This window comes from Acinetobacter sp. YZS-X1-1 (assembly GCF_000804305.1).
GTDB lineage: Bacteria > Pseudomonadota > Gammaproteobacteria > Pseudomonadales > Moraxellaceae > Acinetobacter > Acinetobacter variabilis.
Map to the genome: position 1 here is coordinate 16,331 of NZ_JWHB01000013.1, position 19,319 is coordinate 35,649.

Consider the following 19,319-nt stretch of genomic DNA (forward strand, 5'->3'; position numbering starts at 1 on the left):
TTTTAAATAAGTACTGTTCTTTACGGATAGAAGGAATTAAGCCCTAAAATTAAAATAGAAAAGTATTTTCATATAATTTTTATCTAATCTAAAGGTTTTTTAGATCATTGATTTTTATTAATATTCAATTATATTTTAATGGATTTTAAAATAATTTATTTTTATAGTAATCAAAATAATCTGTTGTTAATTAAAATAATATTTAATTAGTTTAGGTGATTGTTAAATTAATATTAGTGGAAAATTATCTGAAAACTAAAAGCCTATATCAGATGGATTATGTTTAAAAAAAATTATCCGGATTTTTAAAATGTAACGACATTTGATGATTAGCTGTTCTATGGGTGGTTTGTGTAATAAAATTAATATATCTTATAGACAAATCAATAAAAACAGACGTGCCTAGACAGCATCGATATATTAAAAATAATTTGTGAAAAGTAAAATAAAAAATATTAAAGGATAATCAAAATGGTGATGAATATATTGGTAACCGGTGGGGCCGGTTTTATTGGATCTGCCGTCATTCGGCATCTCATTAACGAGACTGAACATCATGTATTAAATGTTGATAAGTTAACTTATGCAGGTAATCTGGAGTCACTTATTTTTGTATCGGATCATCCCCGTTATCAATTCGCACAAACTGACATTTGCGACCATGTATCTTTAACCCGATTATTCTCAAAGTTTCAGCCAGATATCGTCATGCATCTGGCTGCAGAGTCTCATGTGGACCGTTCGATTGATGGTCCGGCAGAGTTTATTAATACAAACATTGTGGGAACTTACACCTTATTAGAAGTAGCTCGAAAGTATTGGCAGAATCTATCTACGATTAAAAAGTCTAGATTCAAATTCCATCATATTTCAACAGATGAAGTATATGGAGACTTGGAAGGTACAACAGACTTATTTACTGAAACTACGCCTTATTTACCAAGCTCACCTTATTCAGCGAGTAAAGCCAGTTCGGATCATTTGGTTCGGGCCTGGCATAGAACCTACGGTTTGCCAGTCGTAGTCACGAACTGTTCGAATAATTATGGCCCTTATCACTTCCCTGAAAAGTTAATTCCTTTGATGATCTTAAATGCCTTGGATAGTAAGTCATTGCCGGTTTATGGCAATGGTCAACAGATCCGGGACTGGCTTTTCGTAGAAGATCATGCGCGTGCTTTATATCAGGTTGCCACTAAAGGCATCGTGGGGGAAACCTACAATATCGGGGGGCATAATGAAAAACAGAATATTGAGGTAGTTAAAACCATTTGTAAAATTCTGGATGAGCTCAAGCCTCGTCCAGAGGGAAAAACTTATGCAAGCCTCATTACTTTTGTTAACGATCGGCCAGGTCATGATTTGCGTTATGCGATTGATGCTTCAAAAATCGAGCGCGAACTGGGCTGGAAGCCACAAGAGTCCTTTGATACAGGTATCCGGAAAACGGTGCAATGGTATCTGAATAATCTGGAATGGTGTCAACATGTTCAGGATGGTTCTTATCAGCGTGAACGTTTAGGGGAGGCAGTATAATGTTAAGAACGACAAAAGGGATTATCTTGGCGGGCGGCTCAGGTACACGTTTGCATCCTATTACTAAAGGAATTTCAAAACAGTTACTTCCAATTTATGACAAACCAATGGTTTATTACCCATTGTCTGTATTGATGTTGGCGGGTATCCGTGAAGTCCTAGTGATCAGTACACCAGAAGATATTGAAGGATTTAAGCGCTTATTAGGGGATGGTTCACAATTTGGCATGGAGCTGAGCTATGCGATTCAACCTCGTCCTGATGGCCTAGCACAAGCCTTTATCCTGGGTGAAAAATTTATCGGTCAAAGCAATGTATGTCTGGTACTAGGCGATAATATTTTTTATGGCCAAGGTTTTACACCGATGTTGCGTCAGGCGGCTGCACGACAAAAAGGTGCAACAGTATTTGGCTATCAAGTGAAAGATCCTGAACGCTTTGGTGTCGTAGAGTTCGATGAACAGCAACGGGTAATCTCAATCGAAGAAAAACCCAAAAATCCAAAATCTAACTTTGCGGTGACAGGTTTATATTTTTATGACAATGATGTCATCCAGATTGCCAAACAGGTCAAACCCTCTGAACGGGGTGAGCTGGAAATTACCTCAATTAACCAAGCTTATCTGGAACGTGGTGACCTAAATGTTGAATTACTGGGACGTGGATTTGCCTGGTTAGATACAGGTACCCAGGGAAGTTTGCTTGAAGCGGCTCAATTTGTTGAAACGCTTGAAAGGCGTCAAGGTTATAAAGTTGCTTGCCTGGAAGAAATTGCCTTAAATAATGGATGGTTGAGCAAAGAACAGGTTTTAGCGATTGGCCACACCATGCATAAAAATGGCTACGGTCAATATCTGATTTCTTTGGTGGGGTAATGAGCATGAATTTAATTGAGTGGATTGAATTACCTAACCTGGGAGATCATCGCGGCAGTCTGATCGTCGCAGAAGCCAATCGGAATATACCCTTCAGTATACAGCGACTTTATTATATTGCCGGTGTTCAACCTGATGTTCCACGCGGATTCCATGCACACAAGCAACTTCAACAGATTGCTTTTGGAATTCAAGGGAGCTGCAAAATGCTGATGGATAATGGCAAAGAAAAACAGGAAGTGTTAATCGCTCAATCTAATAAGGGATTATTGATCCCACCTATGGTTTGGCATGAGATGCATGATTTTTCACAAGATTGCATCCTATTGGTGCTGGCAAGCGATCATTATGATGAAAGTGATTACATTCGTAATTACGACCAGTTTCTAAAAGAAGTAGATCAGACTTTGGTTGAGCAGATCATTAAATAATAAAATTAAAGTTAATTCATTAGAATGAAGGCCTTGCAAAAGAATAAGCTTCAGAAGATAGAATTAAAAAAAATAATAATAAATATTAAGGAGATATATGACGTGATTAAGCCGCTTACATCATTGCGTATGTTTTTCGCACTTTTTGTTTTTCTGAGTCATTTGGCTTTTCTAAAAGAAACAGATTATGCCAATATTTTTAATAGTATCTTTGACGAAGGCTTTTTAGGGGTCAGCTTTTTTTTCATTTTGAGTGGATTTATTTTAGCCTACAATTATAAAGAAAAGTTTTTAATCGGAAATATTTCAAAAAGAGAATTTTATATTTCTCGTTTAGCCAGAATATATCCCGTACATATTGCCACAACAGCACTGGTATTTTTATTAACTTTTGCTCAGTCTGGAAAGGGCTGGGAATATTTAATACAGCATGTTTTTCTGATACAAAGTTTTTTTACCTCAGAAGAGATTCATTTCTCATTGAATTCTCCTTCCTGGAGTATCTCGGATGAAATGTTCTTCTACCTGCTGTTTCCATTTGCATTTTTGATTTCTGAAAAAATCAGAAGTTATATTTTTATATTATATCTTATAGGTATTTTGATTCTAAATATTCAGCTCGATAAAAATCAGGATCACTATTGGTTATATATTTCACCATATGTACGTTTTTCTGACTTCTTACTCGGTATTATCCTGTTTGATATTTTTGAAAAAGTAAAAGTGGGCTATTCCAAAATTAAGCAACCTATAGTTATATTTGAATTAGGAGCTATTTTACTTTTCGTTTTATTCTTTGTATTCCATAATAAAATAGATATAAGTTACAGGTATTCAATTTACTATTGGGTGCCTATGGCAGCAATTATTTTAATTTTTGCCCTGTCTCATGTTGCCCAGAAAAAAAGTATAATTACCCAGTTTTTATCAAATAAATACATGGTATTAGCAGGGGAAATCAGTTTTTCTTTTTACTTGCTACATGTTTTGGAAATACAAATTTTAAATTATATAAGAAAAATATTTTCATTGAATATGGACTTAATGCTGTTTTCCTTTTTTATATTTATTGTCACTCTAATCGCTAGCTTTTTAATGTATAGGTTTATTGAAAAACCATTAAATAAGAAAGTAAAACAATTTTTATTGGAGCCAAGCTTTAAATCTAAAGGTTATGAACTAAATAAATAGGATTGTATTTAAGTACTATAGGTATATTAATTTTAATTAATATGAGATTAAAAAATAAATATAAATTTTTATATGAGATTGATAAGAATGATTCCTTTTCTTGATCTGAAAGCAATAAATACTCAATACCGTGATCAACTGATTGCAGCTTGCACTCAGGTAATCGACTCTGGTTGGTATATCTGTGGCAAAGAATTAGAAAAATTTGAGCATAATTTTGCAAATTATTGTGGAACACGATATGCCATAGGTGTTGCTAATGGCTTGGATGCTCTTATTTTAACGCTACGCGCATGGAAAGAATTAGGAAAACTCAAGGAAGGAGATGAGGTTATTGTCCCTTCAAATACCTATATTGCAAGTATCTTAGCAATTTCACAAAATAATCTGAAACCGGTACTAGTTGAACCGGATATAAAGACTTTTAATATTGATACCAAGAAAATTGAAGCAGCCATAACTCCAAAAACAAAGGTAATTTTGCCTGTGCATTTATATGGACAGCTCGCTGCAATGCCAGAAATTATGGCCATTGCCAAAAAATATAACTTGCTGGTTTTAGAAGATTCGGCCCAAGGTCATGGTGCTGAAATAAATGGTCAAAAAGCAGGAAATTGGGGAGATGCTGCAGGTTTCAGTTTTTATCCAGGTAAAAACTTAGGCGCACTCGGTGATGGGGGAGCAATTACCACCAACGATGCTGAGTTAGCGCAGATGCTTAAAGCTATACGTAATTATGGTTCACATGAAAAATATAAAAACCTGGTACCAGGTGTAAATAGTCGTCTTGATGAAATTCAGGCTGCCATCCTGAATGTGAAACTTAAATTTTTAGATCAGGAGAATCAGCATCGTCGGCATATTGCAGATCTGTATTTAAAAGAAATTCATAATCCCGCAATTGAGCTCCCGTGCAAAAATATAGATACCGAGACTTATGCTCAACATGTCTGGCATTTATTTGTGATCAGAACAAAATATCGGGAAAAATTACAACAATATTTAGCAGAAAACGGAGTACAGACACTCATTCATTATCCAATTCCGCCTCATCAGCAGCAGGCTTATCAGGAATGGAATGGCTTAAGTTTTCCAGTTTCAGAACAGATTCATGCGGAGGTTCTAAGCTTACCGATTGGACCAACTTTATCTATGGATGAAGCAAAGCAGGTTGTTCGGTTATGTAATGGTTTTCAGGCATAGATGAATCTATTTAGGACCAGTGTACTGAATGGTGTAGCCGTTTTGATTAAGACCATCACCATGTTTGTACTGAATAAAATTCTGGCTGTATATCTAGGACCTACCGGATATGCAGCGATCGGCCAATTCCAGAATTTTATTCAAATGGTGACGACTTTCGCTGGCAGTGCCATTAATACCGCTGTAGTTAAATATACGGCTGAATATCATGAAGATGAGACTAAACAACGTGCAGTCTGGAAAACAGCAGGGAGTATTGTTTTTCTATTTAGTCTCGTTTTTGCGATTCTCATACTTATTTTTCAAAAGCAGCTGGCATTATATATATTTCAATCACTTAAGTACCAAACGATTTTTATATGGTTTGCTATTTTTTTAATATTTTTCAATTTTAATACGCTATTTTTAGCCATATTGAATGGGAAAAAAGAAATTTTAAAGCTGGTGCTTGCAAATATTGCCGGTAGTTTATTTGCACTTGTGATCACTGGGGTTTTGGCAATCAAGCTGCAGTTATATGGGGCTTTAATTGCATTATCCATTTATCAGTCGATTGCATTTATAGTGACATTAATACTCTGTCATAGAGCAGACTGGTTTGAGTTTTCTTCACTATTAGGAAAAATAGACCTAGGAATTACCAAAAAATTTGCCTCATTTATTCTCATGGCATTAGTCAGTGCGATCTGTGTGCCGCTATCGCAAATGTTAATTCGGGCTTACTTAACCCAAGAATTTAGTCTGGCTTATGCGGGCTATTGGGAGGCGATGATCCGTCTAAGCACAGTATATCTTTTGCTTGTAACCACTACATTAGGCGTGTATTACTTGCCGCGCTTATCAGAACTCAATGCAATTGATGAAATTAAGAAAGAGGTCTATTTAGGCTATAAGTTTATTTTTCCACTTGCTGTTGTAGGCGGAATTTGCGTTTTCATATTACGTGATTGGATTATCAACTTATTATTTAGTCCATCTTTTGCCCCTATGCAGGATTTATTTCTTTGGCAAATGATGGGAGATGCCTTGAAGATAGGAAGCTGGATACTGGCTTATTTAATGCTCAGCAAAGCAATGACTAAACTCTATATTTGTACAGAGATTATATTTACACTGTCTCTCATTGCTTTAACTTATATATGTACTCAAGTGTTTGGTTTTGAAGGTGTTTCTATTGCTCATCTCATAAATTATGGGCTGTATTGGATCGTAATCAGTTTATTTATATTTAAACAATTAAAATAAAGAGGGAATAATATGATAATAAGTGAACAACCCTTAGTCTCTATAGTTATACCAAGTTATAATCATGAAAGGTTTATACGTGATAGCATCAAGAGTGTCATTGACCAGTCTTATCAGAATATTGAGTTAATTATTATTGATGATGGATCTACAGATGCTTCAGTAGAAAAAATACAAGAATTAATTCCATTATGTGAAAAACGGTTTACCCGATTTGAGTTTAGACATCGTCCAAATAAGGGCTTGAGCGCGACTCTAAATGAAGCATTAGAGTGGGCACAGGGAGAATATTTTTCTTCTCTAGCCTCCGATGATATAATTTTAAAAGATAAAATAAAAATACAAACTAAATTTTTAAATGAGAATAAAAATTGTGTAGCAGTATTTGGAGGTGTATCAGTCATTGATGATAATTCTAATTTTGTAAAAAATAGACTTAAAAAAGAAAATAGCTATAGTTTTAATCAAATTTTATTGTTAGAACATGATTTGCCAGCAATGACTCAACTCATTCGTACTAAATCTTTAAAAAAAATAGGGGGCTATAACGCTGAAGTTAAAATTGAAGACTGGTATATGTGGTTGCATTTAGCACAAGAAGGAGACTTATGTTATCTTCCTGTATTTTTTGCAAAATATAGATTGCATGACAATAATATGCATAAAAAAACTACTCTTATGCATGATTCAAGAATGATAATTCTCAATGAGTATCAGAATCACATTCTATATAACAAAGCAAAAAAAAGAGCTTTATGGATATATGTATTTGAATTAGCACTTGTGTCTAAAAAGAAATCATTAGAGAAGATGATAAAAATTTTAAAAGAATATCCTTCAGAAATTTTAACATATGATTTTTTTAGATTTTTTTATTGGCTATTAATTAAAAAAGATTTTTAATAATTAAAAAAATTATATAAGTAATTGTATTTTAACTATGTTTAATAAAATAATTTAGTTAGTAATATAAAAATATTAATCATTTCTTTTGCTGATTCTAGGCATTAGATAATAATAAAAGGAATGGATAATGATTATTTTAAATGAAAGTAATTCAAAAAATAACATTATTTTTTTAGATGATATTAATTTAAAAGATAAAGTAGTTATATACTTTATCTTGCTGTCATTTTTCTTATCTCAGTTTTATTTTTGGTCCAGTGGGGTTCCACAATTTAGTCACCTTTTTATTATGGCGGCTATATTTTTATTATTCAGCCGTAGCTCAAAAATAACAACCGAATACTCAAGTGTAGCTTTAATCTTTGTCGCATATACAGTTTGTGTAAATTTTGCTTGGTATTTGATCGTGCTAGATCCCAGTTATATGGTTTCTACCATCTACTGGATCTTTAACTTGTTATTTTTTTTACTATTAATGAATTTGAGTTCCTCTCAAGTTAACTTTTTTTATGAAAAAATATTATTTCTTATTCCATTTTCCTATGTAATAGAAATTGCGATCTGGGCAAGTGGATTAGGTCGTTACAATTTTGAACCACGATACAATGGTCTTTTTAATGATCCAAATCAGATGGCATTTTGGGTTTTAACTACCTGTGCTATTTTTTTATATATTTCTGAAAGTAATTTAAAAAAGATAATCGTTTATTTTTTAGCTTTATTCTTAATTCTATTGACCATGTCAAGGTCTGCTTCAATTGGCTTCTTAATGCTGACTTTAGGATTTATATTTAGTCAAAAAGGGGATCTGAATAAAAGAATATTTGTATTTTTTGGCATATTAGTCATTTTTAGTACCCTCAGTTACTTTTTATATCATTTAGGGGCTTTTGATAGTGTTGTTCTGCGTTTTGTCGAAGGCCTGGATCAAAAAGACAGCCAGGCAGAAGGACGAGGTCTTTTTAACTTTCTTGAATATCCTCAATATCTAATCTTTGGTGCTGGCCAAGGTGCACACTGGTTATATAACCCGAAAGGAAACGAAATTCATTCAACCTGGTTAGGTATTCTTTTTTATTATGGGATCGTCGGTATCTCTTTATTTCTAATCTTTTTATATCAAATATTTAAAAAATTATCATTTTCAAACAAGCTGATATTCTTGGGACCGATGCTATATGGGTTTACAACTTATAGTGCAAGGACACTCATTTTTTGGTTTTTATTGGCCGCTTTTTTACTATTCTCAAATAATAATAAGGAAGAATAAATATGTATATTTCTATAGGAATTCCATTTTTTAATGCTGAAAGATATTTAGAAGATGCGATTAAATCAGTATTAGTGCAAACTTTTCAAAATTGGGAATTAATTCTGGTAGATGATGGGTCAACAGATCGATCTTTAGAAATTGCCCGCTCATTTAATGATCCGAGAATCCGTATCATAGCTGATGGGCATAATAGAAGATTACCTTACCGCTTAAATCAGATTATCAATGAAGCAAAGTATGATTTTATTGCACGTATGGATGCCGATGATTTAATGGCAGTTGACCGTCTTGAAAAACAGATTAAAGTACTAAATGAAAATCCAAATATTGATGTCGTAGTGACCAGCTTATATTCGATTGGAGATAAGAATGAAATTTTAGGAAAGAGAATCTATTCTAATCATCAAATGCAACCCAAAGAAATTTTACAAGGTGTTACTAATATACTGCATCCTTCATTACTTGCCCGAAAGGAGTGGTGTAAAAGGAACCCGTATCAAGTCGATAATTGTCTAGCAGAAGATTATGAACTATGGCTTTCAGCTGCGATAAAAAATGATTTTAATTACGTGGTTTTGCAGGAACCCTTGTATTTTTATAGAGAAGTTGAAAATGTAAAAAAAGAAAAAATGATCCGTGGTTACAATACCCAGATCGGAGTAATCAAAAAATATTATAATAGTACTATTTCCGATCTTGAAAAAAATAAGATTGTTTTAAAGTTTGAAATTAAAAAAATTATTGTAAAAGTACTAAATTTTTTGAACTTAATGCAGATCCTACATAAGCGTAGAGTTACATCAGTCTCTGACTCCGATAAAAATTTTTATGCTGCACAATTAGAACTCATAGAGCGTATAAAGCCATGATCTCTAAAAAAATTATCATCATTGGAACGACTGCCTCTAATCTTTACGGTTTTCGCAAAGATTTTATTTTGTCTTGTCTGGCACAAAATTATCATGTTTATGCCTTTGTATCCGAATATACAAATGAGTGGTTGGGCAAAATTCAAGATTTAGGAGTCACCTTAGTGACATATCAGCTTAGTCGAGGAGGATTGAATCCCTTGGCTGATCTACGTTCAACTTATCAGCTGGCTAAAAAAATAAAAGAAATTCAACCTGATATCGTATTCTCTTATTCAACTAAGCCTGTTATCTATGCAACGCTAGCGGCCTATAAGACTAAAGTGCCTTATATTTATGGCATGATCGAAGGACTAGGATCACCTTTTACTATTCATAAATATGGCCAAAGCTTAAAGGCTAAATTCATACGTTTTGTGCAGGTGTCACTATATCGGCTTGCTTTTCCATATTTAGATAAAATTATTTTTTTAAATCATGATGATCCTAAGGATTTAGTCCATCATTATAATTTGCCACATAAAAAAAATGCGATTGAAGTTTTGGGGCCGATTGGCCTTAATTTACAAGATTATGCTTATACAAAATGGAATAATCAGGACAATATATCATTTATATTTATAGCTAGATTGATCGCTGAAAAGGGAATATTTGAATATATAGAAGCAGCACGAATAGTAAAAAGAAAATATCCTGAAGTTATATTTAAAATTATTGGTGGATTAGATCCTGAAAATCCAACTGGCTTAAAGCAAGCTGAATTAGATCAGCTAATACAAACAGGTATTATCGAATATAATGGTTTTGTGACTGATGTAGATCAAAGGCTACGTAATAGCGCGGTTTTTGTATTGCCGTCTTATTATCGAGAGGGGGTGCCCCGTAGTACGCAAGAAGCAATGGCTGTAGGACGCCCAGTAATCACCACTGATGTTCCAGGCTGCAATGAGACTGTAGTTGATGGGGTAACAGGTTTCCTAATTCCTAAATGGGATGTAGATGCATTAGTAGAGAAACTGACTTATTTTATAGAACATCCTGAAAAAATAAATAAAATGGGCTATCAAGGATTTCTCTATGCTAGAAAGAATTTTAATGCGGATCATATAAACCATAGACTATTACAAATGATGGGCATTAATAGTCTTTAAAAAAATAAATAGTATTTTTATTAATAAATAGAAAATTATATTTTATTCAAAAATAATAAATAGGATATAGATATGGGTATTATAATGAAAGAAGACTTAGGTTTTCAAATACATAAATATGAAGCTTCTGACAAAAATATATGGAATGAGTTTTTATTAAAATGTAAAAATTATCATTTTATGTTTAATCGTGATTTTATGGAATATCATGCTGATCGATTTGAGGATTTCTCATTAATATTTAAAAATGAAAAAGGGAAAATTGTAGCCTTATTGCCTGGAAATATCAAAGATAATATTTTTTATAGTCATCAAGGCTTAACTTTTGGTGGTTTTTTAATTAATAGAGATGTTCATGCATCTGACATACTAGAATTATTTACTTTATTAAAAGTTTATTTAAAACAAAAAAATATTGATAAGATTATATATAAATGTATTCCTGTTATTTATCATAATTATCCTGCTCAAGAAGACTTGTACGCTTTATTTCGTAATGATGCCAAGCTTTATCGACGAGATATTAGTGTTTCTATTGATCTAAATGAAGAATATTCATACTCAGAAAGTAAAAGAAGATCGGTCAATAAGCTCAAAAAGAATGGGATTAGCTGTGAGGAAGTAAATCAACCTAGTATGGTTTGGGGAGTAATCCGGGAAGTACTCCGTCAGCATCATAACCAACAACCTGTACATAATGAAGATGAAATAGATTTATTAAAAAGCCATTTCCCTAATAATATAAGAGCATATAAATGTTGTCTTGATGGCAATATTGTGGCAGCAGCTGTGACTTTTGAAACTGAAAGAGTAGTTCATACTCAATATTTGGCTAGCAATGATAAAGGTAGGGAACACAAGGTATTAGATTATGTCATTGATTATTTAATAGATAAAAGTAAGAAAAATGCCAAAATATTTGATTTCGGTACTTCCAATGAGAATGAAGGGCAATACTTAAATATAGGATTGATTGATCAAAAAGAAAGATTTGGTGCACGTAGTATTGTGCATGATTATTATAGTATAGATTTATAATCACCTAATTTGAACTAGAATTACTCCACCTCATTATTAGCCAAAGGTGGATTTCTAATTTTCTTAAATTTTAATAATTAAAAATAATTATTAGACTTCTTGCGTTAGTCAAAATTTAAACAGCCCAAAGCTACATTTTATAAGGTTTTAGCCAATTCAAAAATTAGGTAAAACGATACTTTCGCAAGAGATCTATTGATTAGATATTATGTTTTTATAAATTTTATATTCTTGAGGTTTTTTGCAATAGAATAAAAATAACGTTATCTGGGTTGTATAATTAATTAGAAATATATTAAATTATAAGTTTAAAATAGAATTTCATTGTGATGTAAGGCTCATTATTTATAAATAAATTACATTTTGTCACATTTTATTTAGTGTGAGATTTGCTATTTTTTACAAAAATTATTTATCTTAATAATGAAATATATTTCATTATTAACTGATCTATTGTAATTATAAATTATTTACTTTAGTTTGAGATAAGTTTCTAATATTTATATAAAAAAATATAAATATAATTTTCTTGTTAGGTGAAATTTAATTAATTTTAGTTAAATATATATTTTAATAAAAATAATAATAATATTTTTAAAAAACTAAAATATAAAATTGGCTAACAATAGTCTCTCTACTTTAATAAAAATACAATTGATATGATGCGTAGATAGACATAGTGAGGTGTTTATTAATGGATCTACAACAAGAAAAAAATAAGATCGAAAACTTTGTAAAAAGCTCTATTACAACACGTAAATCTTTATTTATTGAAAAAGATAATATTTTCTTAAAAAAAAACCTTATAGAAAAAGAAGGGTATAAGAACCAGATCATTCAATTTTCTCCACGGATAAATAAAGTGGCTAAGCTAGAGAAAAAAAAATCCTGGTATTACCGAGGTAAGAAAGATCTAATTTTAAAAAATTCTTTGATATCTTACCCTCATCTATATTCTAGTGCTGACCTTTTTAGGTGCAATATAAAAGTCGCTAAGCGATTAATTGATATTGTTATTTCTCTTACTGCTATATTTATATTATTGCCAGTTTTTATTATCATTGCTTATAAAGTACGTAGAAATCTAGGCTCACCAATATTCTTTTATCAAGAACGACCTGGTAAAAATGGAAAGCTCTTTAAAATGATTAAGTTCCGGTCAATGAGAAGTGCATTCGATCAGGACGGTAATCCTTTACCAGATAAATTTAGAATTACACCATTTGGTCAAAAGTTACGTTCTACAAGCTTGGATGAAATGCCTCAGCTTATAAATGTCTTAAAAGGTGATATGAGTATTGTTGGGCCTAGACCTCAAATGAAAGAATTTCTAGAACATTATACGGCTAAGCAAATGCGAAGGCATGAAGTAAAACCCGGTATGACAGGGCTTGCCCAAGTCAGTGGACGTAATAATTTATCTTGGGAAGATAAATTCGATTTAGATGTTCAATATGTTGATCAAAATAACATTTGGTTAGATTTTAAAATTATGTTTAAAACCGCTAAGGTGATGTTTAACCAAGAAGGAATTAACGCGCCAGATCAAGAAGTTGGTGCTGCACGATTTTGTAGAAAGGAGGTCACCGAGAACCAGTTACGTGCAAAAGAAGTAAAATAATTAAATAAAGTTCATTATTACTAAAAAAATATTTTTAGCTTCTTCCAATTAAGTTTTTTAGAAGATATCTTTTATTCCTATTAATTTTATCTTATTAGTTTAATAGAGGTTTTTAATTATTTTTAAATAACATATATTAATCTTATTATTGGTTTTTTATATTATTTATATCGAAGGTCTAGTAAAATTTTATAATAATTATTTATTTAAGGTTTTTCATATTAAAAATAAGCAAGGAAACTGATAAAGACTTATCTAATAAAAGTTATTCCTTTAAAATAAAATTTATTAATAATTTAATATATAAAAAGATGCTAATAATATTAATAATAAAAAATAGATGGTTAAATTTTTGATAGTTTATAATTAAAGTTAGTATTTAAATTTATTGAGTTAGTTAAAAATATTATATTAAATATTATTTTTAATTTTATCAGTCATTATAAGGCTATAGTTAATTTCATAGTAGGATAAATATAAAAAGCTTCAAACTAATTTGATTGCTCGACCTTAGTTTGAAGCTTTATGATAACAATGAAGTTATCTTTATTTTTTAGGATAAATTTGATTGCTATGAATTAAATTTACCTTAGTCTCCATCTTTTGAAGCCTTATAAGCATAAGCATAGTTATATCCGTACCCATAGCCATTACCAGGTCCTTTTTGTACATCATTCAGAATAACACCATTAACTTTTACATTAGCCTGTTCAAAACGAGTAACAGTAATCTCAAGCTCTTTAATTTGTGTTTTACCATGACGTGCAATTAATAGATTTACACCAGCATATTGCGCAATGATGATACCATCGGTTACGGCTAATATCGGCGGAGTATCAATTAATACGTAATCAAAACTAGCAGAAGCTTGGTCAAGAAAAACTTTGAACTTATCTGTACTGAGTAATTCAGATGGATTTACTGGACTTTTACCTCGAGTAACAAAGAATAAGTTATCAACCTGTGAGTTTTGAACTACATCTTCATAACTATTTTGATGATTTAATAATTCAGATAAGCCTGGTTGCACTTCTTTATTAAAATATTTATTTAAATAACCACGACGTAAATCACCATCAATCACTAATACCCGGCTTCCGCCTTGAGCTAAAATAGTGGCTAAGTTAGTAGTAATGAATGATTTACCAATTTCAGGAGCTGGACCTGAAAGTGCAATAATATTATTTTTGGCATTGCTCAAAGCAAAATGGATTGCAGTACGCATACTGCGTAAGCTTTCAATTGCAATATCACTACTATCTTTAACCGCAAGAATAGGAATGCTCTTTTTCTTTTTCAGCAAATTGACGCGACTTTCTTGGAGAGGAGATCGAGGAACTGTTGCATATACAGGCAGATCTAACTCTCTTTCAATTTGTGCTGAATCTTTGATTCCTGAACGCATCATATTGCGTAATAAAGCGAGTAATGTTCCTAAAAAACCGCCTAAGAAGATAGATAGAATTATAATTTGTAATTTCTTTGGTTTAATCGGTTCAATTGGTTCTACGGCAGTATCAACAATACGCACATTACCAATTTCACCTGCTTTAGCAATGCGAAGCTGTTGGTATGTATTAAGCAATCCTGTATATAGCTGTTGTTTAACTTCAACCTCGCGATAGAGTTGTAAGTAACGACGCTGTAAATCAGGAAGCTGCTTTAAAGTATTACTCAATGCTGCAATTTTACTGTTAATTGCACCGAGTTGAGCATTCATTTGTTCCATTACTGGATGTTCTTCAGTATAACGTGCAGAAGCTTCAGCAACTTTAAGTTCAAGTTCGGCTTTTTGTGTTTCTAGAGCAATACTTTGAGTCAAATACAGTTCTGATTCTTTAGTTAAGTCCACAGTATTATATTGCTGACGGAACTGGTTAAATTCACGTTCTACTTGATCTAGCTGTTGGCTCAACTCAGGAAGTTGTTCATCTAGAAACTTCAATGTTTGGGCAGATTCAGCTGAACGACGTTCAATATTTTGCTGACTATAGGCTGTTAAGATGGCATTTAATACTTGAGTAATATGCTGTTTATCTTGGCCCTGATAATTTAATCCAAGTACACCCGTCATTTTACCTTTTTCAGCAACGGAATAATTATTAAGTACACGTTGCACTGCCGCAGGCAAAGTCAGCTTTTGAATATTATAAGTAGAATTTAAGAGATCTTTACTATAAATGGCGACTTTCCAAAGACCATATCTTGATTGAATTTGACTAGTTTGGTTTAAAGGAGCAGTAAATATAATGTCATTTGTTGCAGGATCAGTCAGATTATATTTATTATGATCGAAACTTAATAACAGATTTTTATTTTTATAATAGTTTGGAATATCAAACTGCCTTACGTCAAAACTAAGTTCATTATCCTTAAAGAGCACTGATTTTGTCGTATATTGGATATCATAATTATGATTTTTTAATAAGCGATTCCAGATCGAATCTTCAGTACCAGAAATTACAAGGTCCAAGTTTAACTGGTTAATCACTGAGCCAAGCACAAGACGCGATTTTAAAATCTCGATTTCAGCTTGAGCAGGAGATTTCTGCTCAATCATATTAGAAAGATCACCTAATAAAGCTGCTGATGCTCCCTTACTATCTTCTACTTGTACCAAGGCATCTACATTGTAGGTATCTGGAGTAATCCGTAAATATAATAAAGCCGCAATTAAACTTAATAATATGCAGATCGTGATCAGTTTCCATTGAGCAATTAAGGAAAAAAATAATTCCTTCAGATCAATAGTATCTTCGGTATTGGCAGTTTGGCTCATAATTTAAATATCAAAAAGTGAAAATATTAAAAAACTTAAATATATTTTTTCCAGTCAGTAATGCAGTCTTGAATCAATCTACAAGTTTCATCAAAGACTGTTTGATCATGCTGATAAGGATCGGCAATATTTTTACTTTGCCAATGTCCAAGTCTAAAGGTTTTACCTTTAGCAAAAGGCCAAGTTTGTTCTATATGTTTTTGCTGATTCTGGCTCATAACTAATATTAGGTCGGCTTTTTTAATGAGTTCTGCATTCAGTTTTTTTGCAACATGATGACTCATATCAATTCCAAAGCGTTGCATACATAGACTTGCTTTTTCATCAGCTGCATGATCAATTAAACCAGAAATACCTGCAGATTCAATATTTAAATGAGGATATTCCTGTTTTAAAAAATATTCTGCCATTGGGCTACGACAAATATTACCAATACAGACCACTAAAATATTATTAATTTTCATTATTTACCTACATTATCTAGTTGATAAAGAACACTAGAGAATGGAATAATTTGATTCACTATACGTTGCCAGCGTGCTAAACCTGAAGCATCAATATATACAATATCATTACTATGCATTTTAAACTGATTAGCTAGACCAAAATCAGCAATACTAGTTAAGTCCATCTGATAAACTTCTGTCAGTGAACCATTTGGTTGACTCCGTACTATATATACTTTACTACGACTAGCAGAAAGGGGATTTAAACCTAAACTTTCGCCTAATACGTCACTAAGGCTCATACCTTGGTCGCGCATAGGTAAAGACTGGTTTTTGCCGGATTCCCCCATGATATAAACTTTTTGGTTTTCACGATTGTTGACATATATAGTGTCATTAGGCTGTATTAATAAATTATGTAGAGAGAATCCTGCTTTTTCTAATTCTACTGTGTTTAAACTATATGAACGCCCCTGACGGACTAATGTAATAGAAGTATTATCGCCTTGTTCAGGATTAATGCCACCTGCCATTCCTAATGCTGTATAAACACTAACAGGTTGATCATTGAGATAAAACTGGCCTCCTTTTACAACATTGCCTTGAACCGAATATCTTTTACCTTGATATGATAATACCCGAACGATGACATCCGGAGTCTTTAAGTAACGTGACAACTGACTACGTAATTCACGATTGACCTGAGCTACTGATTTTCCTGAAGCTTGATAGCGTCCAATAATTGGAAAATGAATATAACCATCTGAATCGATTTGGAAGCCATTCGCTTGTGCAGACTGGTCACTCGTAATATCACTTGCAGAGGTAAGTTCTGGATAAGCCCATAAATAAATAGATAAAATATCACCCGGACTCAACTGATAGCTGCGGTGTGATGTACTAAAAAGATGAGCATATTCTTGTTGAATATTATGTACAGCGGGCTGAGCAGCCATAATTGATTCTTGATCTAGTTTAATGACATTTACTGTAGTACCGAGATCAGTTTGATAAATGCCCTCACTTGGTAAGTCATTTGTTTGTAGACCAGAGGTGATTGCACACCCTGTAGTGGTGATACCACCTGCCAATAAAACAGCTAATTGAAAGTGTCGCACAGGCCTTCCTAAATATTAATTTTTAGATTCATTCAAATTGAAGCTATTCTACCCAAGTTACCAGTTATATACATAACAATTTGTAACTTGTTACCAGTTTTTTTAAAGGGAAAAAATCAAGTTTGTAAGAGGCGGTACTTATAATAAGTAAAATACCAAACTTTCACAAAAGATATACATTGCTTTATATTTTAAGTTATTTGAACATAAATCATAATAGAATTTTTATTATTTTCTGATACTATTCGTGCCGAAAGATTTAAGCTTATTAAGCACATTATACAAATAAGGCGTGGAAATGCTCTCTATTGCAGATTTAAAAATTGCGGTGATTGGTCTAGGTTATGTAGGCTTGCCACTTGCAGTTGAATTTGGGAAAAAAGTACCTGTTGTTGGTTTTGATATCTACCAAAAACGAATTGATGAACTTAAAAGTGGCCAAGACCATACCCTCGAAGTTTCCCCAGAAGAACTCAAACAGGCAAGTCAGCTCAGTTATTCAGCAAATTTAGAAGATTTAAAAAGCTGTAACTTTTTTATTGTAACTGTGCCTACCCCTATTGATGAATTTAAACAGCCAGATTTAACGCCACTTGCTAAGGCTTCGACCAGCATTGGTCAGGTGCTTAAAAAAGGCGATGTGGTGGTCTATGAGTCCACAGTATATCCGGGTGCAACTGAAGAGACCTGTATTCCGGTTCTGGAACAGGTATCAGGCCTGAAGTTCAATCAGGACTTTTTTGCCGGTTATAGTCCGGAGCGAATTAATCCGGGTGATAAATTGCACCGAGTGACCAATATTCTGAAAATCACCTCAGGTTCTACCCCTGAAGTCGCTGAATTTGTTGATCAGGTGTATAACCTGGTGATTGAGGCAGGTACGCATAAAGCGACTAGCATTAAAGTGGCTGAAGCAGCCAAAGTGATTGAAAATACTCAACGTGATGTCAATATTGCGTTGATTAATGAACTGGCCGTGATCTTTAATAAAATGGGAATTGATACTGAAGCTGTATTACAGGCTGCGGGTACAAAGTGGAACTTTTTGCCATTCCGTCCAGGTTTAGTTGGTGGGCACTGTATTGGTGTGGATCCATACTATTTAACCCATAAAGCACAGTCTATTGGTTTACACCCAGAGATTATTTTGGCGGCACGACGTTTAAATGACCGTATGGGGGAATATGTGGCTACGCAATTAATTAAAGAAATGGTGAAAAAACGTATTCAAGTTATAGGCTCAAAAATCTTAGTTATGGGGTTAAGTTTTAAAGAAAATTGCCCAGATATAAGAAATACAAAAATTATAGATATGGTAAATGCACTAAAAGAATATGACCTAGATATTGATATATATGATCCTTGGGTAGATGAAGTAGAGGTTAAAATGGAATATGGTTTAGCACCAATCTCGAATTTAGAAAAAGGATATTATGACGCTGTTATAGTAGCTGTTGCGCATAAACAATTTAAAGAAATGTCTGAACAAGATTTTAAAGATTTATGTAAAGAAAAAAATGTGATTTATGACCTAAAGTATATTTTACCAAAAAAATTGGTTGGTTTACGCCTTTGATAATTAATTAAGCCTCTTATATAAGTAACTATTTGGTTACTTATATAAGGTTTTAAGTAAG

General features: G+C 32.6%; 16 protein-coding genes. 13 read left to right on the forward strand and 3 right to left on the reverse strand.

Annotated features, from left to right (window positions below; all coding sequences use genetic code 11):
- The first annotated feature begins 477 nt into the window (after positions 1–477).
- The 12 genes from rfbB to RJ01_RS08680 all read left to right on the forward strand — a co-directional run bounded on the left by rfbB (position 478) and on the right by RJ01_RS08680 (position 13,339).
- The gene (gene rfbB, locus RJ01_RS08625) at positions 478–1,536 is read left to right on the forward strand and encodes a dTDP-glucose 4,6-dehydratase (RefSeq protein ID WP_034170804.1); all 1,059 of its coding nucleotides are present in this window, start codon (positions 478–480) and stop codon (positions 1,534–1,536) included.
- A complete protein-coding gene (gene rfbA / locus RJ01_RS08630; RefSeq protein WP_004780457.1) occupies positions 1,536–2,411 on the forward strand; it encodes a glucose-1-phosphate thymidylyltransferase RfbA in 876 nt (291 codons plus the stop codon). Before rfbB ends, rfbA begins: the two co-directional genes overlap by 1 nt.
- Positions 2,412–2,416: 5 nt before the next feature.
- A complete protein-coding gene (locus tag RJ01_RS08635; protein ID WP_034170805.1) occupies positions 2,417–2,842 on the forward strand; it encodes an FdtA/QdtA family cupin domain-containing protein in 426 nt (141 codons plus the stop codon).
- Between the two features lie 102 nt (positions 2,843–2,944).
- The gene (locus RJ01_RS08640) at positions 2,945–4,033 is read left to right on the forward strand and encodes an acyltransferase (RefSeq protein ID WP_034170806.1); all 1,089 of its coding nucleotides are present in this window, start codon (positions 2,945–2,947) and stop codon (positions 4,031–4,033) included.
- An 87-nt stretch (positions 4,034–4,120) separates the two neighbouring features.
- Positions 4,121–5,236 carry a DegT/DnrJ/EryC1/StrS aminotransferase family protein gene (locus RJ01_RS08645; protein ID WP_034170759.1) on the forward strand — a complete coding sequence of 372 codons (1,116 nt, stop codon included), beginning with the start codon at positions 4,121–4,123 and terminating at the stop codon, positions 5,234–5,236.
- On the forward strand, positions 5,237–6,481 hold the full coding sequence (locus RJ01_RS08650; RefSeq protein WP_034170760.1) for an O-antigen translocase: 1,245 nt from the start codon (positions 5,237–5,239) through the stop codon (positions 6,479–6,481).
- 15 nt (positions 6,482–6,496) lie between these two features.
- Positions 6,497–7,384: a glycosyltransferase gene (locus RJ01_RS08655; protein WP_034170807.1), complete on the forward strand. Its 888-nt coding sequence runs from the start codon at positions 6,497–6,499 to the stop codon at positions 7,382–7,384.
- A gap of 130 nt (positions 7,385–7,514) precedes the next feature.
- On the forward strand, positions 7,515–8,657 hold the full coding sequence (locus tag RJ01_RS08660; RefSeq protein ID WP_034170761.1) for an O-antigen ligase: 1,143 nt from the start codon (positions 7,515–7,517) through the stop codon (positions 8,655–8,657).
- Between the two features lie 2 nt (positions 8,658–8,659).
- Entirely contained in the window at positions 8,660–9,529 is an 870-nt protein-coding gene (locus RJ01_RS08665; RefSeq protein WP_034170762.1) for a glycosyltransferase family 2 protein, read from the forward strand.
- Complete coding sequence (locus RJ01_RS08670; RefSeq protein ID WP_034170763.1) at positions 9,526–10,680, forward strand: glycosyltransferase family 4 protein; 1,155 nt, start codon at positions 9,526–9,528, stop codon at positions 10,678–10,680. The genes RJ01_RS08665 and RJ01_RS08670 overlap by 4 nt, the downstream gene beginning before the upstream one ends.
- A 72-nt stretch (positions 10,681–10,752) precedes the next feature.
- Complete coding sequence (locus RJ01_RS08675) at positions 10,753–11,718, forward strand: GNAT family N-acetyltransferase (RefSeq protein WP_264673486.1); 966 nt, start codon at positions 10,753–10,755, stop codon at positions 11,716–11,718.
- A 982-nt stretch (positions 11,719–12,700) separates the two neighbouring features.
- Entirely contained in the window at positions 12,701–13,339 is a 639-nt protein-coding gene (locus tag RJ01_RS08680; protein WP_034170809.1) for a sugar transferase, read from the forward strand.
- Between the two features lie 589 nt (positions 13,340–13,928).
- Here the strand turns inward: RJ01_RS08680 and RJ01_RS08685 are convergent.
- From RJ01_RS08685 to RJ01_RS08695, 3 genes are read right to left on the reverse strand one after another with little or no spacing between them, the layout of a single operon-like run.
- The gene (locus RJ01_RS08685) at positions 13,929–16,118 is read right to left on the reverse strand and encodes a polysaccharide biosynthesis tyrosine autokinase (protein WP_034170764.1); all 2,190 of its coding nucleotides are present in this window, start codon (positions 16,116–16,118) and stop codon (positions 13,929–13,931) included.
- A 35-nt stretch (positions 16,119–16,153) separates the two neighbouring features.
- Positions 16,154–16,582, reverse strand: coding sequence for a low molecular weight protein-tyrosine-phosphatase (locus RJ01_RS08690; RefSeq protein WP_034170765.1), 429 nt, complete (start codon positions 16,580–16,582; stop codon positions 16,154–16,156).
- Positions 16,582–17,682, reverse strand: coding sequence for a polysaccharide biosynthesis/export family protein (locus RJ01_RS08695; RefSeq protein WP_034170766.1), 1,101 nt, complete (start codon positions 17,680–17,682; stop codon positions 16,582–16,584). The genes RJ01_RS08690 and RJ01_RS08695 overlap by 1 nt, the downstream gene beginning before the upstream one ends.
- 298 nt (positions 17,683–17,980) lie before the next feature.
- On the opposite strand from RJ01_RS08695, the gene tviB reads away from it, so the two are divergent.
- On the forward strand, positions 17,981–19,258 hold the full coding sequence (gene tviB / locus RJ01_RS08700) for a Vi polysaccharide biosynthesis UDP-N-acetylglucosamine C-6 dehydrogenase TviB (protein ID WP_034170767.1): 1,278 nt from the start codon (positions 17,981–17,983) through the stop codon (positions 19,256–19,258).
- Positions 19,259–19,319 lie beyond the last annotated feature (61 nt).